Genomic DNA, 24,721 nt, shown 5'->3' with positions numbered 1-24,721 from the left:
GATTTACTCGGCGGTGATGTTGCGGGCCTTGGCCACCTGCTTCCAGCGTGCGCTGTCGCGGCGGACATGCTCGGCAAACTGCGCGGCGGTCAGCGCGGACGGTTCCGCGCCTTCCCGCGCAAAGATCTCGCGCATTTCCGGCGTGGCGATGATGTCGCGGATCTCGGCGTTGATCTTGTCCACCACCGGCTGCGGCGTGCCGGCGGGCGCGAACACGCCCCACCACAGCTCGGCCGAATAGTTGGGCACGGTCTCCGCCACGGTGGGCCATTGCGGCGCAAAGCGCGAACGCGCGGGCGACGTCACGGCAAGCGCGCGCACCTTGCCGCCCTTCACCTGCGTGGCCACCGACGGAAAGCTGGCGATCACGAACTGCACCTGCCCGGCGATCAGATCCGTCAGTGCGTTCGAGATGCCCTTGTAAGGCACGTGCGTGAACTCGATGCCGGCGTCGCCGGCCAGCAGTTCGCTGGACATCTGGTTGATCGAGCCGATGCCGGCCGAGCCGTAGTTGATCGCGCCCTTATCCTTCTTGGCCGCCGCAACCAGATCGGCCACGGTCTTGAAGGGCGACTTGTCGGATACCGCCAGCACCATCGGGCCGCTGGCCAGCATCGCCACGGGCGCGAAACTCTTGTTCACGTCGTAGCTCGTCTTCGGCTGCACGGCGGCGTTGGCCGTCAGCGTGGAAGACGTCACCAGCAGGGTGGCGCCATCGGGCGCGGAACGTGCCACGAATTCGGCACCGATCGCGCCGCCCGCGCCAGGCTTGTTGTCGACGATGGCCGTGACGCCGAGCTTCTTCGACAGCTTCTCGCTGACCAGGCGCGCGAACACATCGTTGCTGCCGCTCGGCGGAAACGGCACCACCACGCGGATGTTCTTCGGGATCACGGGTTCCGCCGCATTAGCCACCGGCATGGCGGTGACGGCAGCAAGGGCGGTGATGAAGGTTGCGAGGGTACGCAGGCGATAGCGATGCGGCATCACGACGTTGTCTCCGGATTATTGTGCAATGCGGCACCTGTCGATATCGGCGCCGTCGGACAACATCCTAGCCACGCCGACGGTTGAGATAAAGTGACGTTTTTAAACCTCTTGGTGAGAAAAACTCATGAAGGTCGAATGCTTCCAGACCTTGGCCGCGGTCTTGCGCAGCGGCAGCTTTGCCGGCGCGGCGGCCAGCATGAGCTTGTCGCCCAGCGCGGTCAGCCTGCAGATGAAGCAGCTTGAAGCGTATTTCGGCCAGCCGCTGTTCGACCGGTCCGCGTTGCAGGTGCGCCCCACCGCTTTCGCACTCGAAGTCAGCGCCACGCTCGACGACGCCATACGCGCGCTCGAATCGCTGCGCCGCCGATCCGCGCCGGGCGTGAAAGGCAAGGTCACGCTGGGCATCATCGAGCCGATGCAGGTGACGCTGCTGCCGTCGTTCACGGCGCTGGTGCGCGAGCGATATCCCAAGCTGGACGTCCGGCTGGAGCGCGGCCGCTCCACCGCGCTCGTCGATGCGCTGCGCTCCGGCGCGATCGATGCCGCCGTCGTGGCACAACCCGACTCCGGCGCGTCCACGCGCGTGCACTGGACTCCGCTCTTCCGCGAACCATGCGTGCTGATTGCCCCGCGCGAATCGGGCAGCCGCAATATGAAAACGCTGTTCAAGGCCTATGAATGGATTCGCTTCGACACATCGACCATCGCCGGATCGGTGGCGGCCGATTTCGTGCGCCGCGTGGCGCCCGATGTGCGCTCGCGGATCGAACTGCTGTCGATCCCGGCCATCGTGGCGATGGCGTCGCGCGGGCTTGGCGTATCGGTGCTGCCGCAGCCCGACCCATATTTGCTTGAGGCGTTTCCGGTCCGGGTCATGACGCTGGGCGACAACCCGCCATCGCGGCAGATCTCGTTTATCTCGCGCGCGACCGCTACCGAAGACCGCGTCATCGCCGCGCTGCTCGACACACTGCGCAGTGCCGCGGCCGGAAAGATCTGAGTCTGACGATGCCGCATCCGGAACCCTCGGTTAAACGGTTTCGAACGGCGATCTAAGTCCTTTCGTGCGACGTACCGAGGCATATCGCCATGCGGCATACTGGCCCGCGAGTGGCCTCGGCCACGCTTCCTAGCGAGAGGTAAGCCAGTGAAAACATCGCACATCGTCAATGCCGTCATCGGTGTAGCCCTTGCCGGTGCCGGCATGGTCCACGCCCAGGAAAAATCGGCCGCGGAGGGCGTCACGGTACCGGTCACGGTCGACAACTTCGTGCGCGCCGAATCGGACATGTATATCGCCAACCTTGCCAAGCAAGCCGGCATGGGCAAGCTGCTGCATCGGCGCGAACCCGCTTCGATCGAACACCAGACCGTGATTCGTCTCAATCGCGACACGCTCTATTCGTCCGGCGTGTTCGACCTCGACGCAGGCCCGGTGACCATCACCATGCCGAACGCGGGCAAGCGCTTCATGTCGATGCAGGTCATCAACGAAGATCACTACGTACCGGCCGTCTACTACGGCGCAGGCAAGCATGTGCTGACGCGCGAGAACGTGGGCACGCGCTATGTCGCGGTGGCCATCCGCACGCTCATCGATCCAAACAACGCCGAGGACTTCAAGCAGGTGCACGCGCTGCAGGACGCCATTCAGGTCAGCCAGAAGGCGCCCGGCACGCTGGAGTTGCCGAAATGGGACCCGGCCAGCCAGAAGAAAGTGCGCGATGCCGTGCTGGTGCTGACCGCCACCGCTCCCGATTTCAAGGGCGCCTTCGGCAAGAAGGGCGAAGTCGACCCGATCCGCCATCTGCTCGGCACGGCGGCCGGCTGGGGCGGCAACCCCGACAAGGACGCGACGTACCTGAACGTCACGCCATCAAAGAATGATGGCAAGACCGTGTATCGCCTGCGTGTGAAGGACGTGCCCGTGGATGCGTTCTGGTCCATCAGCGTCTACAACGCCAAGGGCTACTTCGAGAAGAACGCCGCCAATATGTATGCGCTGAACAATCTGACGGCGAAGAAGGACGGCGACGGTGGCATCACCATCCAGTTTGGCGGCTGCGAAGCGAATACCGGCAACTGTCTGCCAATCGTCGAAGGGTGGAACTACGCGGTGCGCTTGTACCGTCCGCGCGCGGAAGTGCTCAGCGGCAAGTACAAATTCCCGGACCCGCAGCCGGTGAACTGACTCTCGCGCGCTCGGCGCGGGAAATGAAGCAGGCGAGGCCACGGCCTCGCCTTTTTTGTTGCCGGTTCGGACCGGCGGTGTCCGCCGTTGCGCGTCAGTGTTGTCAGTGCTTCTTGCCCTTGTCATCGGGATGCGACGACAGCAGGTCCAGCATTTCGTCGGCGTGTTCTTCCTCGACGGCCAGGATGCTCTCCATCAGCCGGCGCGAAGTCGGGTCCTTGTCACCCAGGAATTGCACCATTTCGCGGTAGGTGTCGATGGCGATGCGCTCCGCCACCAGGTTCTCCTTGATCATCTCGGTCAGTGAGGCGCCCTCCACGTACTCGGCGTGACTGCGCGACGTCAGGCTGTTGGGCGACAGGTCCGGCTCGCCGCCGAGTTGCACGATCCGCTCGGCAATCTGGTCGGCATGGCCCTGCTCTTCATTGGAGTGCGCCAGGAATTCATCGGCAACACTCTTCGAGTTCGGCCCCTTGGCCATGAAATAGTGGCGGCGATAGCGGAGCGTGCAAACAATCTCGGTGGCCAGCGCTTCATTCAGCAGCTTGATCACGGTGGCGCGCTCGGCATCGTATCCAGCCGTCACCGCGCCGTCGTCGATGTGTTGGCGGGCACGCTCGCGTATCGTCTTGATGTCCGTCAGGAACGGTTGCTTCTGAGACATGGGGACTCCTTCGTCATCGTTCGAATGGTCCCGCTCCCGCGCACGCGGGGCAGGAGCGGACTTTACCGCTGCAGGCAAGAACGGTGCCATTGCGCCAGCCCTCGTCGTACCGTGGAGCGGCCGCCTTCAGCCATGTGTTTTTTACAAAACCGCGCAGCGATGCCTGCCGCTCGCCGGGTTCATCCGTGGGTATCAGACCAACGTATGCACGCGATGACCCGCAGAGCCGACTTGTCCGCACGTGACGAACCGCGTAATGTGCAGCCTCGTGCATCTGTCATGCATTGCAGTTTTCCGACTACCTATCCCAGGGAGATCCCAGATGGAATTGCGCCTGCCTCGCGCCCGCCTGTCCGCCGCCCTTGCCGCCGCGGCATTCGCCACCGCAACCTTGGCCGCCTTGCCGCTTACGGCAGGCGTAGCCCACGCCGCGCCGCCCGCGCAGCAGAAAACGCAAGTCCCCGGCTACTACCGCATGATGGTGGGCCAGCTCGAAGTCACCGCGCTCTATGACGGCTACATCGACCTGGATCCAAAGCTGCTGAAGTACACCAGCGCCCGTGAAGTGCAGAGCCTGCTGGCCCGCATGTTCGTGGCCTCGACGCCTGGCATGCAGACGGCGGTCAATGCCTACCTGGTCAACACCGGCACGCACCTGGTGCTGGTCGATACCGGCGCGGCCTCCTGCTTCGGCCCGACGCTGGGCGGCATTCTGCAAAACCTGCGCGCTTCGGGCTACACGACGGAGCAGGTCGACACGGTGCTGCTGACCCACCTGCACGGCGACCACGCCTGCGGCCTGACCGCCGATGGCAAGCCAGTGTTCCCGAACGCCACGGTCTACGCCGACAAGGCCGACGCCGACTACTGGCTCAGCGAATCGGTGGCGGCCGCCGCCCCCGAAGGTGCCAAGGCCTTCTTTGCGATGGCGCGCAATGCCGTGGCACCGTATCAGGCCGCGAATCGCTTCCGTACCTTCAATGCCGCTGCCGGAGAGGAACCGATCCCCGGCGTGCGCGCCGTACCGACGCGCGGCCATACGCCGGGACACACGGGTTACCTGTTCGCATCGGGCAAGGAGAACCTGCTGCTGTGGGGCGATATCGTCCACAGCCATGCCACGCAATTCCGCCGGCCGAACATCGCCATCGAATTCGACGTGGACAGCCAACAGGCCGTGCAGACGCGCAAGCGCGTGCTGGCCGATGCCGCCAAGGGCAAGCTGTGGGTCGGCGGCGCACACCTGCCGTTCCCCGGCCTGGGCCACGTGCGGAGTGACCAGGTGGGCTATACGTGGGTGCCGGTGGAATACGGTCCGATCCGTAGCGACCGCTGACCGGCTCGCCGCCGCCGGCCGTGGCTACCCGCTGACGCCGGCGCGCTGGCGTGCGAACATGGGGTCTTTACACCGATGCTCGCACGCCGATGATCACCCGTCCCCCGCTTCACTGGTTCAAGATGCTGTTCGTGCTGCGTGGGTCGGTCCTGCTCAGGATTGCTCCGCAGCTCGTCACGATCACGCTGTTCGCGGCGCTCATCACGTTCTTCCACGGCCGCATCGGCGAATGGAAGGTGTCGCTGAACTTCGTGCCGTTCTCGCTGATCGGCCTGACGCTCGCAATCTTCCTTGGCTTTCGCAATAGCACCAGCTACGCGCGCTTCTGGGAAGGCCGCACGCTCTGGGGCTGCGTCCTCAACGAATCCCGTTCACTGACACGCCAGGCCTTGACGCTGGTGGGCGACCAGCATGCCGCGCGGCAGCTCGCATACCGGCTCTGCGCATTCGTTCACGCGCTGCGCCACCAGTTGCGCGGCACCGATGCGTGGCCGGATGTCGCGCCGTTCCTCGATGACGCCGATGCGGCCAGGCTCAAGGCCGCCACATTCAAGCCCGCCATCATGTTGCTGATGGCCGGCGAATGGGTCGGCGAGCGGCTTCGCACCGGACAGCTCGCCCCGGCGCTGGCGCAGTCGATGGAGATGTCGCTGAACCAGCTCAGCACCGCCCTGGGCGGTTGCGAGCGCCTTGCCAGCACCCCGATCCCGTTCACGTACTCGGTGATCATCCACCGCTGCATTTATCTGTATTGCGTGCTGCTGCCGTTCGGTCTGCTCGATTCGATTGGCCTGATGACGCCCGTGATCGTCTGCTTTATCGCCTATACGTTCTTCGCGCTGGAAGCGCTGAGCGCCGAGATCGAGGAGCCGTTTGGCGAAGAACCGAACGACCTGGCCCTGACGGCCATGTCCTACATGATCGAATCGACGGTGCTGGAGATGATCGGCGAGGCGCCCAAAAGCCAGATGCCCTCGCCGCACGACTTCATCCAGGTCTGAGCGCCATCGGTTAGCGCGGGTGGCGGCCCCACGCCAGTTCGACGAACACCGCGCATAGCGCTTCCATGCCAGCCTGGTCGGCCTCGTCGAAGCGCGCCTCGCGCGGGCTGTCGACATCCCATACGCCGATCAGCGTGCCATCGGGCGCCACCAGCGGCACGACGATTTCCGAGCGCGACGCGGCATCGCAAGCGATGTGACCGGGGAATGCGTGAACGTCGCGCACCAGTTGCGTGACGCGGGTCTGCGCGGCGGTACCGCACACGCCACGCCCGATTGCGATCCGCACGCAGGCGGGCTTGCCCTGGAACGGACCCACCACCAGTTCGGTGCCATCGAAGAAATAGAAGCCGGACCAGTTCAGGTCAGGCAGCGAGTGATAGACGAGTGCCGAGAAGTTGGCCGCATTGGCGATCAGATCGCGCTCATCGGCCAGCAGCCCGCGCGCCATGTCCATCAGTGCGGCGTACTGCTCGGGCTTGGAGGATTCGGAAAGGTTGTCGGAGAGCTGGAACATCGGGAAGGCCTCGCAAATTCGGTGTGCCCGATGATACCGCCGATCGAATTCCCTCTTGCGCCGTACGGGGATGCAACCGGGTCAACGACGTCGCGCGGCTAATGTTCGGACGATGCGTGCCCGTGTGTCGTGACCGGCTCCCCTCTCCCATAAATGGGAGAGGGGAGAAACACCGCCTATCGCGGCCGCTTTACCGCCCGCACCTTGCCGCTGTCGCCGCCACCGCAATAGAAGCGGTCGGCGCCATCGGATTCAAGCCCCGACACGCCCACGCCCGGCGGCATCTCCAATGCCTCCAGCACCTTGCCCGACTGAGGATCGATATGGCGCAGCTCGCTCTGGTCGTTCTCCCATGTGCCATGCCACAGCTCGCCATCGATCCACGTCACGCCGGTCACAAAGCGGCTCGATTCGATCGTGCGGCGAACCGCTCCGGTATCCGGGTCGATCTCATGGATCTTGCGATCACGGTACTGGCCCACCCAGAGCGATCCTTCGGCCCAGGCCAGGCCCGAATCGTTGCCATTGCCCGGCGCCGGAATCGTCGCCACGACCGCGCCGGTTTGCGGATCGATCTTCTGGATGCGCCGCTCCGCGATCTGGAACAGATAGCGGCCATCGAAAGCCGTACCCGCATGGGCCGGCACGGCAATCTCGCGTCCTGTCTTGCCACTGGCCGGATCAAGTGCCAGCAGCCGGTCGCCCACGGCGAACCAGACCTGCTTGCCGTCGTAGGTCAGGCCGTGCACGTGATCGATACCGGGGAACGGACCGTACTCCTGGACAATTTCGGCGGTGCTTCGCTTCATGATGGTTTCCTTTCGAAGTCTCTGGCGTGGTGGATGATGGAAACCATGCTATGCGCCCGGCAGCGGAGCCGGGAGTAACAAGGCCGTCGTGAATCCGGTGAGCGGTGGCGTCATCCATCGGCGCGCGCGGCCGCTACCCACCGGCTGCACCTTGCCTTTATCGGCCAAAGCGTCGAGCGCACGCTGCACGGTGCGCTGACTCGTGCCCAGCGCCAGAGCCAGCGCCGAACTGGACCACGACTCACCATCGGCCAGACAGGCCAGCACCGCGGCGTGCGCCTGTTCCACGGGATGCGTCATGACGACGACTTCGGCCTGGCTGGCCGGAACAAGTGCAAAGCCCTGCGGCGTGGCGCGAACATCGGCAAGCTTGCCCAGCGCCTTGCGCAGGCGCCCGATTTCCACGCGCAGGCGCGCACGGTGCGTATCGTCGGGATGGCGCATGCGAAAGGCCGTGGCGATCAGCGTGTCGCGCGCGACGTCGCCCGGCCAGGCCTGCGCCAATGTCCTGGCCAGCGCGAACAGCACGGGGCGGCGCGCCAGCGGAACGATGGCATCGCCCTGCCGCACGGTCATGCGGCACGCGTCGACGATCAACGCACCGGACGCAAACCAGCCTTCCACGGCGTCGAGCAGCAGCGGCGCTTCGTTGCCGCGTGCCAGCAGGCGCGCCACCGGTGTCCGCAGCGCTTCCATTGCGCTCTCCACTTCCGCCACCAGCGCGGGAATGCCCGCCTGCCGGGCAGCAATGCCCGCGCGCGCCAGGGCTTCGCGCGCGGGCGCGGAACGCACACGGCGGATCGCAATACCCGCCGCCACCAGTTCGTGCGCGGCGCGCAGCGCGGGCGGGAGCGTTGAAGTATCGATAACGGCAATGGTCTGCTCGGCGGCATCGAGCTGGCCGGTCATCAGATGATGTCGCGCGATCAGGTAGCGCGCGTGGGCGGCGTTGATGGCATCGCCATGACTGTCGAGTACGTGACACGCGGCGTCGAGCGCCCTGGCGGGCCAGCCCAGATCCCGCGAGACCAGTGCGATCTCAGCCTCCGCCACGGCGCAGCGGGCACGCGCGATGCTTTCCTTCGGACCGAATGCACGCGCGGCGCCGCGCAACAGCGTGCGGGCGCGTGTGAAGTCGCCGAGCTGGGACATGGCAATACCGCGCAACGCCAGCGCGGAGGCGTCATTGCGCAAGGCAATACGGTTCAACGCGCCAAGCGGATCTCCCGCCGCCAGGGCACGCGCCGCAGCCGTGATCAGTGAGTCCATAGGAATCCCGTCACACCTGTTACTCCCCGGGCCGGGAGCCGGCGCCTAATCTAGCACATGACCCTTTTCATGCAAGGAGGTATCTCGATGACATCACATCGCACAGGCACCCGCGCGGAATGGCTGGCTGCGCGGCTGGACCTGCTCAAGGCCGAGAAGGAACTCTCGCATCGCAGCGACGCCCTGGCACAGCAGCGGCAGGCTTTGCCGTGGGTACGCCTGGACAAGGATTACCGCTTCGACACGGAGCACGGCAATGTCGCATTGACCGACCTGTTTCGCGGCCGCTCGCAACTGCTGGTCTACCACTTCATGTTCGGCCCCGACTACAAGGCGGGTTGTCCGTCATGCTCGTCGATCGCGGACAGCTTCAACGGCTTTGCCATCCACCTGGCCCACCACGACGTCATGCTCTGGGCCGTGTCACGCGCGCCCATCGACAAGCTGCTGGCCTATCGCAAGCGCATGAACTGGAGCTTTCCGTGGGCGTCCTCAAGCGATAGCAGCTTCAACTTCGATTTCGATGTGTCGATCACCGAGCAGCAGCAGCGTGAAGGCAACTACGAATACAACTTCGAGCGAGGCTCGCAAGAGTCCGGCAATTCCCCGCCATCCGAATCGACGGTGCGGACCGCCGCGTCCTGCGGCACCGACGTTCCCACGTTCGCCCGCGACCGTCCCGGCATGAGCGCCTTCGCGCTGCAGGACGGTGCGGTTTATCACACGTATTCGGCCTACGCGCGCGGGCTGGACGCGCTGTGGGGCATGTACCAGTGGCTGGACCGCGCACCGTTGGGGCGCAATGAAACCGTGAACTGGTGGCGGCGGCACGACGAGTACGAAGAGGCGTCCTGACCGCGCACGTCTCAACCGTTCGTTGCGAGTCTCCGGCAACGGCGACGCGCAACGACTACTTCACGCGCCCGCGCAAGGCGTCGATTTCCGCGCGAAGTGCGCCGACGACTTCAGTCCAGTTACCTTGCGTCGGTTGCCGAAATAGCCGCGCCTGGGCGTACCAGGGACTATCGCTTCTGTCGAGTTGCCACCTCCAATCCGGCATGAACGGCAACGCTATCCATACTGGCTTGCCGAGCGCGCCCGCAAGATGCGCAACAGCCGTGTCGACGCTGATCACGAGGTCAAGCCGAGCGATCAGCGCAGCGGTTTCGGCAAACGTGGTCAGCCGCGCGGAAACATCGCGCAGCACCCCGCGCTGATCGAGTTGCGCGAGGAGGGCACGGTCACTTTCCCGGACATCGGGTTGCAGCGCAAAGAAATCCGCATTGGCATCGAGCACTGGCATCAGTTGCTCAAGCGACATGGACCGTGCGCGATCATTCAGATGTATCCGGCTGCCCGACCACACTATTCCGATCCTCGGCCGTCCGGAGGGACTTGCCAACAGATCATCCCATTGCGCGACAACCCGGGTGTCCGCGCGCACATAGGGTCCAGGCGCCGCGAGATCCGCTGCACGGGCCTTGAGCGCGCACGGCAGACTCAGCAATGGAATATGGTAGTCAAAGCTTGGTACTTCTTCTGTCGTGCCAATGACTTCCGCCGCACCAGGATAATCCTTGAGAAGTGGCAGCAGCACATCCTGAACTCGCAGCACGACGCGAGCGCCAGCCGCACTGAGTCGATCCACGAAGCGCAGGAATTGCAGTGTGTCGCCGAGCCCCTGCTCGTGATGAACGAAAATCGTCTTGTCGCTTATCGGCTGGGTACCGGTCCATTGGGTACCCGGCGAAAAACCGTGGCTTTGGGCGCCGTCGCGCCAACACCATTCATATTCGCGCCATCCGTGTTCGAATTCCCCGCGAAGCAAATTGGTCTGTGCCCGATTGGTACGGGCACTGGCATCGTTTGGATCGAGCGAAAGCGCCTTCTTGAATTGAATCAGCGCCTCGTCGAAGCGACGCATATCCCGCAATGCGACCCCTAGGTTGACGTATGCGGGCACAAAGCGCGGATTGATCGCGATTGCCCGCAAATAGGCATCCATTTCGTCCTTGGGGCGCCCCATCGTACCAAGCAGCGTCCCCAGGTTGTATTGCGCTTCGGCTGATTTCGGCTGGAGTTTGCACAGACGCTCCAGCACCTGACGCGCACGCTCATGCTCGCCAAGCTGTACCAGCGACATTGCGACGCCATGTAAGCAGGCCATATGGCCAGGAAACTGGGCCAGTCCGCGCTCGAACAGCGCTATCGCATCTTCGTGGCGCTGGGCCAACTGACAGATGCTCGCGGCGAAGCTCAAATCCTCCACGGTGGACATGCGCGCCGATGCCCGCATCAGATACTCAGCCGCGCGTGCATGATCGCCCTGTCGGGCGGCGATGAAACCGAGGCCTTCGAGCGCTTCGTTGTGATCGGGAGCGATCGCCAGAACGCCGTGCAGCAGGCGTGACGCGTCGTCGAATTGCTCTGCCGCACAGTGCCGTTGAGCAGCCGAGAGAGCATGTTCAATGTCGAGATTCATGGCGATATGGATCGTTGCAAGAATGCAGGCTGCATGCGAATGGGAAGGCGCTGATTGTAAGGGATCGCTTAGGAACTTCTCCAAGCCTTTTTTCGCCTTGACTTGAGAAAAACGCAACCGAAGACGCCGGAAAAGTCGTTTGCCGGCATGCGGTCCGGCAACCAATATCGAGTCAACGCACGGCCCCGTGCATGACATCGAAAAAGGAGACACTCGTGCCAATCGACACTTCCGGACTGTGGAGCACGGACACGCCGCCAGCCCTGCTCGCGTCCCGCGCCCACGCCACCGGCGAATGCCTGTTCCCGACGCTGCCCGAACACTCGCCGCTGGCGTCACACCATGCCACGGTGCCCGTGCGTGGCGTCGGCACCGTGTACAGCTTCACCGTCATCCATCCGGCGCCGAAGACCGGGCTGCCGCCTTATGCGCTGGGCTATGTCGACTTCGATGGCCTGCTCCGCATCTTTGGCCGGCTGCAGGGCAAGGATCGCCCAGTCATCGGCGACCGCTACGTGCCGCAGCCCGACGACACCTACGGCTACGTTTTCCACGCGCTTCAGGACTGAGCAGGACATCATGCAAGACATCTACATCTCTGGCGGCGCCATGACGCCGTTTGGCCGTCACACCGGCATCATGGCGCCCGAGCTGGCGCAGCAGGCAATCCTGAAGGCCGTGGAAGACGCGGGCGTCACGCTCGATGACATCGAAGCGGTGTACTGCGCCAACGTACTCGGCGGCATGATCCTGGGCCAGTTGATCGTGCGCGACCTCGGCCTGCGCGGCATTCCCGTCTACAACGTCGAAAACGCCTGTGCCAGCGGTGCCACCGGGGTGCATCTGGTGCGCCATGCGCTGCTTGCCCAGCAGTACTCGACCGTGCTGGTCTTCGGCATCGAACAGCTCACCGCGCTGGGCGGTGGCACGATCCCGATGCAGCGCAACGACATCAAGACCGACCTCTACGCGACGGCCGGCATGGTGCTGCCAGCCGTGTACGCCATGCGCGGCACGCGCTTTCTGCACGAGCGCGATGCCACCGCCGAAGATCTGGCCACGGTGGCGGTCAAGAATCGCCATCACGGATCGCTCAACGAATACGCGCAGCAGCGCACCGAAACGACGGTTGACGAAGTGCTGGCTTCGCGCATGATCGCCGATCCGCTCACGCTGCTGCAGTGCTGCCCGTCGCAGGTGGATGGCGCGGCCGCCGTGGTCATGAGCACGCGCCGTCCCACGCAGCGCAAGCCGGTCAAGGTGCTGTCCTCGATTGTGGTGTCGGGCATCCGCGAGCAGGCCGACGACGACATCCTCGATGCCGAGATCACGGCCCGCGCGGCGCGCCAGGCATACGAGCAGGCCGGTCTTGGTCCGGACGATGTGAACGTGGTGGAACTGCACGACGCCTTCACGATCGCCGAGCTGCTCTACTACGAAGCGCTCGGGCTTGCCGGTCATGGTGACGCGGTGCCGCTGCTGCGCTCGGGTGCCACGCGCCTGGGCGGGCGCGTGCCCGTCAACCCTAGTGGCGGCCTGCTGGCGAAGGGCCATCCGCTCGGCGCCACCGGCATTGCGCAGATGGTGGAGATCATGTGGCACCTGCAGGATCGCGCCGGCAGCCGTCAGGTGGCCAATGCGCGGATCGGCCTGACGCAATGCACGGGCGGCGGCATCGCCGGCGTGGATCACGCCGCCTCGTCGGTGCACATTCTGGGAGCCTGAGATGAATACGTCTTCCACCGATACGCGCCAGGTTGCCGTCATCACCGGCGCGGCACGCGGCATCGGCCTTGGCATCGCGCGCCGGCTGGCGCGCCAGGGCATGGCCGTGGCACTGCTCGACCGTGACGCCGCCGCGCTGTCCGACGCCGTGGCCGGACTGATCCAGGATGACTACCGTGCGCTCGGCGTCACGGTAGACCTGACTGACTCCGCAGCGGTCAACGCGGCCTTCGAGCATATTGCCGGCACGCTCGGGCCCATCGACTGCCTGGTGAACAACGCGGGCGTGGTGCGCGATATGCGCTTCCTGAAAATGGCCGACGAGGACTGGGATCTGGTCATCGATACCAACCTGCGTTCGCAGTTCCTTTGCTGCCGCGCCGCATTGCCGGGCATGGTCGAGCGGCGGCAGGGCCGCATCGTGAACATCTCCTCGCGTGCATGGCTTGGCGGCTTCGGGCAGGCCAATTACTCGGCGGCCAAGGGCGGCGTGGTCAGCCTGACGCGCTCGCTGGCCATCGAGTTCGCCGCGCACGGCATCACGGTCAACGCCGTGGCGCCGGGCATCGTCGATACACCGTTGTTCCGCAATTTCGCGCCCGACATTCAGTCGCGCCTGCAGAAATCGGTGCCCGCGCAGCGCATCGGCACGGCCGACGATATCGCCAACGCGGTGAGCTTTTTCGTCAGCGCGGAGGCGTCCTACATCACGGGCCAGACGCTCTACGTCTGCGGCGGACGCAGTCTGTCGTCGCCAAGCGTCTAAGGGGGCGTCATGACCGTCCATCTCCATATCGACGGCGCCGTGGCGCTGATCACGATTGACCGGCCCGATGCGCTGAACGCGCTCAATGTCGAAGCGCTGCGCACGCTGCGCGCGCATCTGTGCGAGGTACGGGACCGTGCCGATGTGCGCGTGGCCGTACTGACCGGCAGCGGCACGCGGGCTTTCTGTGCCGGCGCGGATCTGAAAGGCACGCAGACCTCGGCGGCGTCCTACCCCGAGGCGATGTTTCAGGCGCCCGAGCCTGCCGCGGAACTCGGCCTCTATATCCGGCTGATGGATCTGAGCGACCTGCAGTGCCACAAGCCGCTGATTGCGGCGATCAACGGTCATTGCCTCGGCGCGGGCCTGGAGATTGCCTTGCAATGCGACATGCGCGTGGCCTCGACCGATGCTTCGTTCGGCTTGCCGGAAGTCCGCGTCGGCTCGATCCCAGCGGTATCGGGACTGCATCGGCTGCTCAAGGCCATACCGGCCGCCGTGGCGATGCAGATGGTACTGACCGGCGAGCGCATCGACGCCACGGAAGCTGCGCGCATCGGACTGGTATCTGAAGCGGTGACACCCGAGCGGCTGCTCGACCGTGCGCTCACGCTGGCGCACAAGATCGCGGCCAATGCGCCGTTGGCCGTGCAAGCCGTCAAGAAGCTGTCGCGCCAAACCGCGCATCTGAGCGAGGCCGATGCGCAAGACCTGACCGAACTCTACTGGGGTGTGCTGCGCGACTCGGCGGACCGCGTGGAAGGCCGCAGGGCGTTTGCCGAAAAGCGCCCGCCGGTCTTCACCGGCCGCTAGCCCGATAGTGCAATTACGCGATAACGCGCATCCCCAAAACATACCCATAACCAGGAGACAACCCATGACCAATCTTCTCCGCTTCCTGCGCGCGATGACCTTCAGCGCCATCGCGGCAAGCGCCACCATCGCGGCCGTTCCCGTTGCGGCGCAAGGCCAGTTCCCCACGAAACCGATCACGATCGTCGTGCCCTTTGCGCCCGGCGGCGGCAACGACATCCTGGCGCGACTGATCGCCCCGAAAATGAGCAAGCAGCTCGGCCAGCCGATCGTGATCGAGAACAAGCCCGGCGCGGGCGGCAACCTCGGCGCGGACTACGTTGCGCACGCGGCACCCGACGGCTATACGCTGGTGATCGCATCGAGCCAGGTCACGATGAATCCGTACCTCGGCATGAAGGTGCCGTTCAACATCGAGCGCGATTTCGAGCCAGTGGGACGGATCGGCTCGGTGCCGCTGGTGCTGGTTTCGAACACCGAGCAGCCGTACAAGACGCTGAAGGAATTCGTCGACTACACGCGCGCCAATCCGGGCAAGGTCAGCTACAGCAGCCCCGGCCCCGGCACGCCGCAGCATCTGGCCGGTGAGGTCTTTGCCAAGCTGAACAAGACCGAGCTGCTGCATGTGCCTTATCGCGGGACCGGTCCATCGATCGCCGACCTGATGGGCAATCAGGTGCAGGTGTCGTTCGCCACGTTTGCCTCGGCCATCCAGTATGTGCGCGCGGGCAAGCTACGCGCGCTGGGCATCGCCGGCCAGCATCGCACGGCGCTCATGCCCGAGTTGCCGACCTTCGCCGAGGCTGGACTCAAGGGTTATGACGCCGAACTCTGGTACAGCCTGCTGGCACCGGCCAAGACGCCGCGCGCCGTGGTCGACAAGATCAGCGCCGCCCTGCTCTCCGCGTTGAAGTCGCCCGATCTGACCGAGCAGTTCACGAAGCAGGGCTTCGAGGTCAAGGGTTCCACCCCTGACGAGCTGAAGGCGTATATCGGCCGCGAACTCGCGCGCTGGCAGCGCGTGATTACCGAGAACAACATCAAGGTGGCGATGTGAATCCGTCGATCGACAATCCGCTCCTGGAATCGTTGGGCATCCGGCTGGCGCATGCCGCGCCGGGCACCTGCACCTTCGAACTCGACATCGAACCGCGTCACCTGAACCGCCAGCGCACGCTGCAGGGCGGTGTCAGCGCGACGCTGCTCGACGCCGCCTGCGGCTATGCGGGCCTGGGGCAGGACGATGGCGCGATGGGTAACGCCGTCACGCTGATGCTGTCGATCTGCTACCTGGACAAGGCAAGCAGCGGCCGTGTGCGTGCCACGGCCACCGTCACGCGCGCCGGACGCAGCGTCTATTTTTCGTCGGCGACGCTGACCAGCGATACAGGGGTGTGCATTGCCACCGCGCAAGGCACGTTCAAGCGGGCGAAGGAGTGAACATCATGTTGAGCGACGCACTGCAAGGACTGACCGTCATCGACTTCACGCAGATTGCCGCCGGGCCGATCTCGACCATGCTGATGGCCGATATGGGCGCCCGCGTGATCAAGGTCGAGCCGCCGGACGGGGAACTGGGGCGCGGCCTCGGCCCCGGATGGATCGGCACGGACAGCGCCCTGTTCCACGCCTTCAACCGCAACAAGGATGGCATTGCGCTGGACCTGAAGTCCGCCGAAGGTCTGGCCGTGGCGCGCCGTTTGATTGCCGGCGCCGACATCGTTGTGGAAAGCATGCGGCCAGGGGTCATGGACCGGCTTGGCCTCGGCTATGCAACGCTTTCCGCCGATCATCCGGCGCTCGTCTATTGCTCGATCTCCGCTTACGGCCAGAGCGGCCCCTATGCGGATCGCGCCGGTGTGGACGGCGTCCTGCAGGCCGATGCCGGCCTGATGAGCCTGATCGGCGTCGAGGGCGGCGAGCCGTGCAAGGTGCAATCGCCAGTCGTCGATGTGATGACCGGTTATGTGGCCGTGATGGGTATCCTCGCCAAGCTCGCCCAGCGCCAGCGTGACGGGCAGGGTGGCCATCTCGACGTCAATCTGCTCAATGCCGCGCTGGCGTTGCAGCAATCGTCGCTGACCAGTTATCTGGCCGATGGCCAACTGCCGGTACGCGCGGGCAGCGCGGCGCCCTACTCGGCCCCGAACCAGGCATTTCGCACCGCCGACGGCTGGATCATGGTGGCGGCGTATATGCCGGAACGCTGGCGCCGGCTCTGCCAGACACTGGGCCTGCCAGAGCTGATCGACGATCCGCGCTTTGCCACGTCGCCGCTTCGTGTGACAAACCGCCCGGCGCTGGTGGACGCATTGACGCGGGTGTTCTCCACGCGCACCACCGCACAGTGGCTGCAGGTGCTGCGCGACGCGGACATTCTCTGCGCGCGCGTGGCCACGTATGCCGACGTCGTCGATCATCCGCAGGTCGCCGCCAACCGCATGATCAGCGCGGCGCGGCATCCCACGCTGGGCACGCTGCGCATGCCGGGCTTTCCGGTCTGCAGCGGCGAGGTCAATGCGCGGACACCGCGCGCGGCGCCAGCGTGCGGGCAGCACACCGCCGAGGTACTGCGCACGTTTGGCTACGACGAGAGCGAGATTGCCGCACTATCCGAGCGCAGGGCGATCCACTGCGCCACGGCACCGGCGTGTTCCGGCTAGGCGGAAGTATCTTCGTCGAATTGCGCCAGCAGCCACTTGCGGAAAGTTGCCATGCTGGCGCTTTCCGCCCGGTCCGCGGGGGTGACGAGGTAATAGGTGAAGTCGCCCATGTCCACGGCCTTGCGAAACGGCGCCACGAGCTTGCCCGAGGCCAGGTCGTCTTCCACCAGGAAGCGCTGGGCAATGGCAAAGCCCTGCCCTTCCAGCGCGGCCGCATAGGCCATCGCCGAACTTTGATACGTCATGCCGCTGCGCGCATCCACTTGCCGGTCGACCTTGGCGGCCGCAAGCCAGCAGGCCCAGTCGTCGGGCCGGGCAATCGAATGCAGCAACACCTGGCGCTGCAGGTCCGCCGCGCTACGCACCGTCTTCGAGACGGACGGGCTGCAGACGGGCACGAGGATATTGGATACCAGGCGGTACGCGTTCGCGCCATTCCACTTGCCGTCACCAAGGCGGATGGCACCGTCGATGTCCTCGCGCCGAAAATCCACCGGGTCGAGAGACGCCGTCAGCAGCACTTCGATACTCTTGTTGGCCGCATGAAAACTCGACAGCCGCGGAATCAGCCAGCGCATGGCGAACGTGGTGTACGCGCGCACCTTCAGTTGCGTGCGGCGTGTGCGGCGCGTCAGGCGGACCGTGGCTTCACGCAAGCCATCCATCGATTTGGTGACGGCCCGATAGTATTCCTCGCCGGCGCGCGTGAGCGCGATCTGCCGGTGGCCTCGCACCAGCAGCGGAATGCCGAGCGCATCTTCGAGCGTGCGAATCTGGCGGCTGACCGCGCCAGGCGTCACGTGCAATTCTTCGGCGGCCACCGTGATGCTGAGGCGGCGTGCCACGACTTCGAAAGCCCGGATGGCATTTAGCGGAGGGAGTCGATCCATGACGCGGATTCTGGCACGCGCTTGAGGAATTCTCAATCGACGCAATGCCGGCACCGCCGAGGTGCGCGTTCATCACTGTGCGTGACGCGATCACGGCGGCACGGCGTCGATGAGACATACGCAGACATTTACGTCATTGCCGTCCGCGATGACGGGCGCCATTTAGGCCGTCCTTGAAAAAGTTGAAGTTGTGCATAAAGTGAGAGCGCGCGCGCCGCCGTCGCCCCCGTCCCCCGCCCAGCACATGACAAGAATGCAATGTTCCCTGGGCCAGCGGTCTCACTCCACGCAAGGAGAAGAAATGGAAGACCCCACAACTGCGCCCACCGATGGCCCGGGTGCCATGCCCGGCCGCGCCGGCAGCGTACTCACGCGACGGCGCTTTCTGCAAACCGTGAGCGCATCCGGGGCAGGCGTCGCCGCCAGCGCGACGCTGACGTCTGAAGCGGCCGCGCAGCGCGACGCCACGGCTACCGCTTCCGCACCGTCCGCCACCGTGGAGGGTTATCCGGTCACGTTGAAGGTCAACGGCGTCACCCATCGCGTGACGGTACCGGCCAATGCCATCCTGCTCGATACGCTACGCGACCAACTGCACCTGACCGGCACCAAGAAGGGCTGCGATCACGGCCAGTGCGGCGCGTGCACGTTGATGGTCAACGGCGTCACGGTCAATTCCTGCCTGTCGGTCACCGTCATGCACGACGGTGACGAGATCACGACGATCGAGGGCCTGTCGCAAGGCGGCACGCTGCATCCGGTACAGCAGGCGTTCTGGGACCACGACGCCTATCAGTGCGGATACTGCACCGCGGGCCAGATGATGAGCGCGCTAGGCATCCTGCAGGACAAGCGGATTGCGGCGGACGAAGCGGCGGTGCGCGAAGCGATGAGCGGCAACATCTGCCGCTGTGGCGCATACAAGAACATCGTGGCGGCCATTCAGGACGCGCGCGGCAAAATCCGGAGTCGTGATGCGTAACTTTGAATATGCGCGCGCCGCCGACGTGGAGCAGGCAATCGCGCTCCACGCCCGCAGCGCGGACACCGTCTTCCTGGCCGGCGGCACCACCCTGCTGGACCTGATGAAGCTCGACGTAATGCGCCCCGCCCGCGTGGTGGACATCCACAAGCTGGGCCTCGACAAGATCGAGACGCTTGGCGATGGCAAGGTTCGCGTTGGCGCGATGGTCAGCAACACCGACCTCGCCCGTCACGCGCACATCGCCAAACACTATCCCGTGCTGTCCGAATCGATCCTGTCGGGCGCGAGCACGCAGTTGCGCAACAAGGCCACGACTGCGGGGAACGTAATGCAGCGCGTGCGTTGCGGCTACTTCCGCGATGGCGTGTCGCCGTGCAACAAACGCACCCCTGGCTCCGGCTGCGCCGCCATCGACGGCCTGAACCGTAACGTGCATGCGGTACTGGGCGGCAGCCCGCAGTGCATCGCGGCCCATCCGTCGGACATGTGCGTGGCGCTGGTGGCCATTGGCGCGACGGTCCATGTCCAGGGTCCGAAGGGCAAGCGCGACATTCCATTCGCCGACTTCCATCTGTTGCCGGGCGAGACGCCGTGGAAAGAGCACGCGCTGGAAGCCGACGAAATGATCACGCATATCACGCTCGATGCGCCGATGGCGGGCAGCAAATCCGCCTATCTGAAACTGCGGGACCGCACGTCGTATCAGTTTGCGCTGGCATCGAGCGCCGTGATCCTGTCGATGGACGGCAACACCGTGCGCGATATCCGTATCGCGCTGGGCGGCGTGACGACCAAGCCGTGGCGCGCTGCTAACGCCGAAGACGTGATGCGCGGCAAGCCGCTGAGCGAAGCATTGATCCGCGAGGCAGGCACCGTCGCCATGTCTGGCGCGCAATCGTACGGTCAGAACGCTTTCAAGATCCCGCTCGGCCAGCAGGCGCTGATACGAAACCTGACCCGCCTGACCGCGTGAAGGCGCAAGCCTGCGCCTGATCCCCATACAGGAGATATCCGCGTGAACAGCACTGCTATCGGCGCGTCACCGCGCCGCATCGATGGCCGGCTCAAGGTGACCGGCGCCGCCCTCTATACCGCCGACCGGACCATGCCGGGCATGCTGTACGCCTACGGGGTCTACAGCACCGTAGCCAGCGGACGTGTCACGGGCATCGACCAGGCGGACGCGCGCCGCGTGCCGGGCGTGGTCGACATCCTGCACAGCGGCAATTTTCCGCGCCTGTACAAAACGCCGAAGAGTCCGATCTCCGGCGCGACGATCCTGACGGCATCGATCACCGACGAGCATCGCCTGCCATTCGAGGACGACACCATCCACTATGGCGGCCAGATGGTCGCGCTGGTGATTGCCGACACCTTCGAGCACGCACGCGAGGCCGCGTACCGCGTCAAGGTTTCGTACAACGCAGGCAAAGCCGTGACGGACCTGGAGCACGGCATCAAGGCGAACGGTCTGCGGGAGGCTGGCAGCGTCTATGCACGCGGCACGTCGGACCCTGTGTTCGAGCAGTCGCCGCACAGGCTCGATGCCGTCTACCGTACGCCCGTGGAAACGCACAACCCGATGGAGATGCACGCCACGGTGGCGTGGTGGGAAGGCGGCGAACTGCATCTCTACGAAGCCACGCAGGGCGCGACAGTGCATCGCAACACGATCGCGCAGGTCTTCGGGCTGACCCCCGAGCGTGTCACCGTCGATTGCCCGTTCATCGGTTCGGGCTTCGGATCAAAACTGTTCATGTGGCCGCATTCGGTCGCGGCCAGTGCCGCGGCGCGGGTAACGGGGCGGCCCGTGAAGTTCGTCGTGCCGCGCGCCTTCATGTTCACCACCACGGGCCATCGTCCGGAAACGCGCCAGCATATGCGCCTGTCGGCCGGTGCGGATGGCAAGATCACGTCGATCAGGCATGAGTCCGTCAACACCACGTCGTTTGTCGAGCAGTATCTGGAAAACTGCGGTGGCATGACGCAGAGCCTGTACTCGTGCCCCAACGTCACGGTCACGCATCACACCACCAATGTGCACCGTGGCGCGCCGACCTCGATGCGTGCCCCCGGCGCGGCACCGGGACTGTTCGCGCTGGAATCCGCCATCGACGAACTGGCGCTGGCCTGCAAGAAAGACCCGCTGCAATTCCGGCTGGACAACATCTCCACGCGCGACGAAAGCACGAACCTGCCGTGGTCCAGCAATCATCTGCGCGAAGCCATCGAGATGGGCGGGCGCAAGTTCGGCTGGGACAAGCGCGATCCGCGTCCCGGTTCGATGACCGAAGGCACCGAGATCATTGGCTACGGCCTGGCGGTGTGCAACTGGGATGCCTGGCGCACGCCGTCCGAAGCGCGCGTGTTCCTGCGCGGTGACGGCACGGCGTCCGTGACCTGCGCGATCCAGGACATCGGCACGGGCATGTACACGATCGTCGCGCAGACCGTCAGCGAGCTGACCGGACTGCCATTCGAGAAAATCGAGGTCAAGCTCGGCGACTCGTCGTTCCCGGCCGCGCCCGTGGCCGGCGGTTCGTGGGCCACGGCCAGCGTGCTGCCGGCCGTGGCCCAAGCCACGCGCAACGCCATCGCGCAACTGCGAACATTTGCCACCGGCGAAGGCGGCGAATTCGCCGGAGCAAAGCCGGAGGCGCTGACACTGCAGAACGGGAAGCTGACCGATGGCAAGCGCAGCGTCGACTACGCCGCCGTGCTGAGCAAGCAGCGCTTTGCCGCCGCCGAGGGATTCGGGAGCACGGGCGGCGCACCGAATCTGGACAAGATGTCGTTCATGTCCTTTGGCGCGCATTTCGTGGAGGTGCGCTGGGACCCAGGCATCTCCCGGTTGCGCGTGTCGAGGGTGGTGAGCGCCATCGACGTGGGCCGCGTCATCAATCCGGTGACGGCACGCAACCAGGTGGAAGGCGCAATCGTGATGGGCATCGGCATGGCGCTGTTCGAAGCCACCGAGTACGACGAGCGCAACGGCATGCCGGGCAACAACAACTACGCCGAGTATGCGATGCCGGTGCACGCCGACCAGCCGCAGATCGACGTGATACTGCTCGACCATCCCGATCTCGAATTCAACGAGTTCGGCGCGCGCGGGATTGGCGAGATCGGCATCACCGGCTTTGCCGCCGCGGTGGCCAATGCGGTGTACCACGCCACGGGCAAGCGGATTCGAGATCTGCCGATCGTGAAGGAAAAACTGATGGCGTGACCGGGTGCCCCGGAGGCACCATCAATGAGCGGATACGCGGCGGGCGAAGCGGTGCTATCGTTTCGCCCTGATCCCCTGACTCCGCCAAGACGGCCGCGTCCATGTCCGAAAGCACATTGCAGGCGCCAGCCACACCGCTCTGGCTGCGCCTGGCCCCCGCGCTGTTCCTGCTGCTGTGGTCCTGCGGTTTCGTTTTTCTCAAGCTCGGGCTGCAGTACGCCGATCCACTGACATTCCTCGCGCTGCGTTATGCGTGCGTGGTGGCCCTGCTGATTGGTCCGTGCCTGTGGCTGCGCCCGGCGATGCCGCGCGGCATCGCTCCGTGGCTGCATCTGGCGATGATCGGCCTGCTGATCCAGGCCGGGTACTTCGCGTTCACTTACCTGAGCCTGAAACTCGGCATGTCCGCCGGCGCGGTGGCGCTCGTCACGTCGCAGCAACCGATCCTGATCGGCCTGCTGGCACCGATCATCGCCGGAGAGCGCGTGGACCGCGTTCGCTGGGCCGGGCTGGCGCTTGGCGTGACCGGCGCCGCGCTGGTCATCACCGCCAAATCGTCGGTCCAGATGAGTTCCGCGCTGGGGCTGATGTTCGCGGTGCTGGCCCTTCTAGCGATGACCGCCGGCACGCTCTGGGAAAAGCGCTTCGGCGCGCCAGTGCAACCGGTGCTGGCCAACACGGTGCAATACGCGGTGGCGTTGGTGGTCACCGCGCCGCTGGCATGGCTGCTGGAACCGATGCACGTGCAGTGGACGGCGGGACTGTTCGGGTCGCTGGCCTATCTGGTCATCGGCAACTCGCTGATTGCCATCACGCTGCTGCTCGCGATGATCCGGCACGGCGAGGCGTCGCGCGTGTCGGCCTTGTTCTTCCTGGTGCCGCCGGTGACGGCCGTGATCGCGTTCGTTCTGCTCGGCGAATCGCTGCCGCCGATGGCGTGGCCGGGCATGGCCATCGCGGCAGCCGGCCTCTATCTGGTGATGCGGCGGCGCTAGGCGCATCCGCCGCGCGCCATGCGCGGCAGATCCACGAGCCGGTCGTATTCCTCGCCACTCAACAAACCCAGCGCGATCGCCGCGGCGCGCGGTGAGGTCTGGTGATCGCGCGCATAGCGCGTGATGGCCGCGGCCTTGTCGTAGCCCAGCACCGGGTTCAGAGCCGTCGCCGCCAGCAGCGGGCTTTGCAATTGGCGGGTCAACCGCTCGCGCTCGGGTTCCAGTCCGGGCACCACGCGTTGCGCGACAACGCGCGCGCTGTCAGCCAGCAGGCGAATCGATTGCAGCACGTTATGGATCAGCACCGGCTTGGCCACATTCAATTCGAAGTTTCCGGACGCACCCGCCATCGTGACCGTCACATGATTGCCGGCCACCTGCATGCCGGCCTGCACCATCACTTCGGCAATCGTCGGATTGCGCTTGCCGGGCATGATCGACGACGTCAGGCCATCCTCGGGCATCACCAGTTCGCCAATGCCGCAGTTGGGCCCGGAACTCATCCAGCGCAGGTCGTTGGCGATCTTGATGAACGACACCGCGATCACATTGAGCACGCCCGATAGTTCAAGCAGTGCATCGTGCGCGGCCATGCCTTCGACCTTGCACGGGCTGGCGCGGAACGCCTGGCCGGTCAGCCGGCTAACTTCTTCGCAGAATGCGGTGTCAAAGCCCACCGGCGCGTTGAGGCCCGTGCCGGCCGCCGTGCCGCCCTGGGGCAATACCAGCAGGCGCGGCATCACGGACTGCACGCGGGCCAGCGCATGGTCGACCTGTAGCGTGAAGGCGTCGAATGCCTGGCCGAGCCGCATCGGCACCGCATCCATCAGATGTGTGCGGGCGAGCTTCAGGATGTCCGCGAACGCGGTGGCGCGCTCCTGCAGGCTGTCGCGCAATACCGTCAGCGCCGGCAGCAGCTTCGCCTCCAGTTCCAGGACCGCCGTGATATGCATGACCGACGGAAAGCTGTCGTTCGACGATTGCGATGCGTTGACGTGATCGTTCGGATGCACCGGGCTTCTGGTTCCCAGAGGCTGTCCCAGCCGCAGATTGGCGCGGTTGGCGATCACCTCGTTGGCATTCATGTTGGTCTGCGTGCCGGAACCGGTCTGCCAGATCGTGAGCGGGAAATGCGCGTCGAGTACGCCATCCCGAACTTCGGTGGCCGCCTCGACAATGGCGTCCGCGATGGCAGGCTCCAGCACGCCGCAGCGCAGATTGGCCCGCGCCGCCGCCATTTTGTGAACGCCGAATGCGTGGACCAGCGCCGGTGGAAAGCACTCGTCGCCAATGTCGAATACCGCCAGCGCGCGCTGCGTCTGCGCACCCCAATACCGGTCGGCGGGTATCTCCACCGGTCCGAACGCATCATGCTCTATCCGAATGTCGTGCATCG

24 protein-coding genes are annotated in these 24,721 nt (G+C 65.1%); 16 read left to right on the top strand and 8 right to left on the bottom strand.

Annotated features, from left to right (window positions below; all coding sequences use genetic code 11):
- Positions 1–3: 3 nt before the first annotated feature.
- Positions 4–987: a tripartite tricarboxylate transporter substrate binding protein gene (locus AC3FLX_RS01140; RefSeq protein WP_488693677.1), complete on the bottom strand. Its 984-nt coding sequence runs from the start codon at positions 985–987 to the stop codon at positions 4–6.
- A gap of 127 nt (positions 988–1,114) precedes the next feature.
- Here AC3FLX_RS01140 and AC3FLX_RS01135 point away from each other — a divergent pair, with 127 nt between their 5' ends.
- Positions 1,115–1,990, top strand: a complete 876-nt coding sequence (locus tag AC3FLX_RS01135) for a LysR family transcriptional regulator (protein ID WP_488693160.1) — start codon at positions 1,115–1,117, stop codon at positions 1,988–1,990.
- A gap of 204 nt (positions 1,991–2,194) precedes the next feature.
- Complete coding sequence (locus tag AC3FLX_RS01130; RefSeq protein ID WP_488693676.1) at positions 2,195–3,181, top strand: DUF1254 domain-containing protein; 987 nt, start codon at positions 2,195–2,197, stop codon at positions 3,179–3,181.
- A gap of 103 nt (positions 3,182–3,284) precedes the next feature.
- Here AC3FLX_RS01130 and AC3FLX_RS01125 read toward each other — a convergent pair whose 3' ends face one another.
- Positions 3,285–3,845 carry a ferritin-like domain-containing protein gene (locus AC3FLX_RS01125; protein ID WP_488693159.1) on the bottom strand — a complete coding sequence of 187 codons (561 nt, stop codon included), beginning with the start codon at positions 3,843–3,845 and terminating at the stop codon, positions 3,285–3,287.
- A 322-nt stretch (positions 3,846–4,167) separates the two neighbouring features.
- Between AC3FLX_RS01125 and AC3FLX_RS01120 the strand changes: the two genes are divergently transcribed.
- Entirely contained in the window at positions 4,168–5,181 is a 1,014-nt protein-coding gene (locus AC3FLX_RS01120; protein WP_488693158.1) for an MBL fold metallo-hydrolase, read from the top strand.
- Positions 5,182–5,270: 89 nt separating this feature from the next.
- A complete protein-coding gene (locus AC3FLX_RS01115) occupies positions 5,271–6,182 on the top strand; it encodes a bestrophin family protein (protein WP_488693157.1) in 912 nt (303 codons plus the stop codon).
- 10 nt (positions 6,183–6,192) lie between these two features.
- Here the strand turns inward: AC3FLX_RS01115 and AC3FLX_RS01110 are convergent, their stop codons facing one another.
- The 3 genes from AC3FLX_RS01110 to AC3FLX_RS01100 all read right to left on the bottom strand — a co-directional run bounded on the left by AC3FLX_RS01110 (position 6,193) and on the right by AC3FLX_RS01100 (position 8,777).
- Positions 6,193–6,699 carry a GAF domain-containing protein gene (locus AC3FLX_RS01110; protein WP_488693156.1) on the bottom strand — a complete coding sequence of 169 codons (507 nt, stop codon included), beginning with the start codon at positions 6,697–6,699 and terminating at the stop codon, positions 6,193–6,195.
- Between the two features lie 176 nt (positions 6,700–6,875).
- Positions 6,876–7,508: a Vgb family protein gene (locus tag AC3FLX_RS01105; protein WP_488693155.1), complete on the bottom strand. Its 633-nt coding sequence runs from the start codon at positions 7,506–7,508 to the stop codon at positions 6,876–6,878.
- Between the two features lie 48 nt (positions 7,509–7,556).
- Positions 7,557–8,777, bottom strand: a complete 1,221-nt coding sequence (locus AC3FLX_RS01100) for a helix-turn-helix domain-containing protein (protein WP_488693154.1) — start codon at positions 8,775–8,777, stop codon at positions 7,557–7,559.
- A gap of 87 nt (positions 8,778–8,864) precedes the next feature.
- On the opposite strand from AC3FLX_RS01100, the gene AC3FLX_RS01095 reads away from it, so the two are divergent.
- Positions 8,865–9,632: a DUF899 domain-containing protein gene (locus tag AC3FLX_RS01095; protein ID WP_488693153.1), complete on the top strand. Its 768-nt coding sequence runs from the start codon at positions 8,865–8,867 to the stop codon at positions 9,630–9,632.
- Between the two features lie 55 nt (positions 9,633–9,687).
- On the opposite strand, the gene AC3FLX_RS01090 is transcribed toward AC3FLX_RS01095, so the two are convergent.
- Positions 9,688–11,343: a tetratricopeptide repeat protein gene (locus tag AC3FLX_RS01090; protein ID WP_488693152.1), complete on the bottom strand. Its 1,656-nt coding sequence runs from the start codon at positions 11,341–11,343 to the stop codon at positions 9,688–9,690.
- Between the two features lie 131 nt (positions 11,344–11,474).
- Here AC3FLX_RS01090 and AC3FLX_RS01085 point away from each other — a divergent pair, with 131 nt between their 5' ends.
- The 7 genes from AC3FLX_RS01085 (at position 11,475) to AC3FLX_RS01055 (ending at position 17,226) form a co-directional block, all read left to right on the top strand.
- A complete protein-coding gene (locus AC3FLX_RS01085; RefSeq protein ID WP_488693151.1) occupies positions 11,475–11,828 on the top strand; it encodes a Zn-ribbon domain-containing OB-fold protein in 354 nt (117 codons plus the stop codon).
- A gap of 10 nt (positions 11,829–11,838) precedes the next feature.
- Positions 11,839–12,984, top strand: a complete 1,146-nt coding sequence (locus tag AC3FLX_RS01080; protein WP_488693150.1) for a thiolase family protein — start codon at positions 11,839–11,841, stop codon at positions 12,982–12,984.
- Position 12,985: 1 nt separating this feature from the next.
- On the top strand, positions 12,986–13,750 hold the full coding sequence (locus AC3FLX_RS01075) for an SDR family NAD(P)-dependent oxidoreductase (protein WP_488693149.1): 765 nt from the start codon (positions 12,986–12,988) through the stop codon (positions 13,748–13,750).
- Between the two features lie 9 nt (positions 13,751–13,759).
- Complete coding sequence (locus tag AC3FLX_RS01070) at positions 13,760–14,563, top strand: enoyl-CoA hydratase/isomerase family protein (protein ID WP_488693148.1); 804 nt, start codon at positions 13,760–13,762, stop codon at positions 14,561–14,563.
- A gap of 64 nt (positions 14,564–14,627) precedes the next feature.
- A complete protein-coding gene (locus AC3FLX_RS01065; protein WP_488693147.1) occupies positions 14,628–15,620 on the top strand; it encodes a tripartite tricarboxylate transporter substrate binding protein in 993 nt (330 codons plus the stop codon).
- On the top strand, positions 15,617–16,003 hold the full coding sequence (locus AC3FLX_RS01060; protein ID WP_488693146.1) for a PaaI family thioesterase: 387 nt from the start codon (positions 15,617–15,619) through the stop codon (positions 16,001–16,003). Before AC3FLX_RS01065 ends, AC3FLX_RS01060 begins: the two co-directional genes overlap by 4 nt.
- Positions 16,004–16,008: 5 nt before the next feature.
- Positions 16,009–17,226: a CaiB/BaiF CoA transferase family protein gene (locus tag AC3FLX_RS01055; RefSeq protein ID WP_488693145.1), complete on the top strand. Its 1,218-nt coding sequence runs from the start codon at positions 16,009–16,011 to the stop codon at positions 17,224–17,226.
- On the opposite strand, the gene gcvA is transcribed toward AC3FLX_RS01055, so the two are convergent.
- Entirely contained in the window at positions 17,223–18,116 is an 894-nt protein-coding gene (gene gcvA, locus AC3FLX_RS01050; RefSeq protein WP_488693144.1) for a transcriptional regulator GcvA, read from the bottom strand. The two genes, AC3FLX_RS01055 and gcvA, sit on opposite strands and share 4 nt — an antisense overlap.
- Before the next feature lie 301 nt (positions 18,117–18,417).
- On the opposite strand from gcvA, the gene AC3FLX_RS01045 reads away from it, so the two are divergent.
- From AC3FLX_RS01045 to AC3FLX_RS01030, 4 genes are all read left to right on the top strand, one after another.
- Positions 18,418–19,098: a (2Fe-2S)-binding protein gene (locus AC3FLX_RS01045; protein WP_488693143.1), complete on the top strand. Its 681-nt coding sequence runs from the start codon at positions 18,418–18,420 to the stop codon at positions 19,096–19,098.
- Positions 19,091–20,074: an FAD binding domain-containing protein gene (locus tag AC3FLX_RS01040; RefSeq protein WP_488693142.1), complete on the top strand. Its 984-nt coding sequence runs from the start codon at positions 19,091–19,093 to the stop codon at positions 20,072–20,074. Before AC3FLX_RS01045 ends, AC3FLX_RS01040 begins: the two co-directional genes overlap by 8 nt.
- Before the next feature lie 42 nt (positions 20,075–20,116).
- A complete protein-coding gene (locus AC3FLX_RS01035; protein WP_488693141.1) occupies positions 20,117–22,330 on the top strand; it encodes a xanthine dehydrogenase family protein molybdopterin-binding subunit in 2,214 nt (737 codons plus the stop codon).
- Between the two features lie 101 nt (positions 22,331–22,431).
- Positions 22,432–23,325 carry a DMT family transporter gene (locus AC3FLX_RS01030; protein WP_488693140.1) on the top strand — a complete coding sequence of 298 codons (894 nt, stop codon included), beginning with the start codon at positions 22,432–22,434 and terminating at the stop codon, positions 23,323–23,325.
- Here AC3FLX_RS01030 and AC3FLX_RS01025 read toward each other — a convergent pair.
- Entirely contained in the window at positions 23,322–24,719 is a 1,398-nt protein-coding gene (locus AC3FLX_RS01025; protein ID WP_488693139.1) for a class II fumarate hydratase, read from the bottom strand. The two genes, AC3FLX_RS01030 and AC3FLX_RS01025, sit on opposite strands and share 4 nt — an antisense overlap.
- Between the last annotated feature and the right edge of the window lie 2 nt (positions 24,720–24,721).

The sequence above is a fragment of the Cupriavidus sp. 291-E7 genome, from assembly GCF_057798835.1.
The sequence above is the reverse complement of the archived record's forward strand: the minus strand, read 5'-3'. Positions and strand labels throughout refer to the sequence as shown.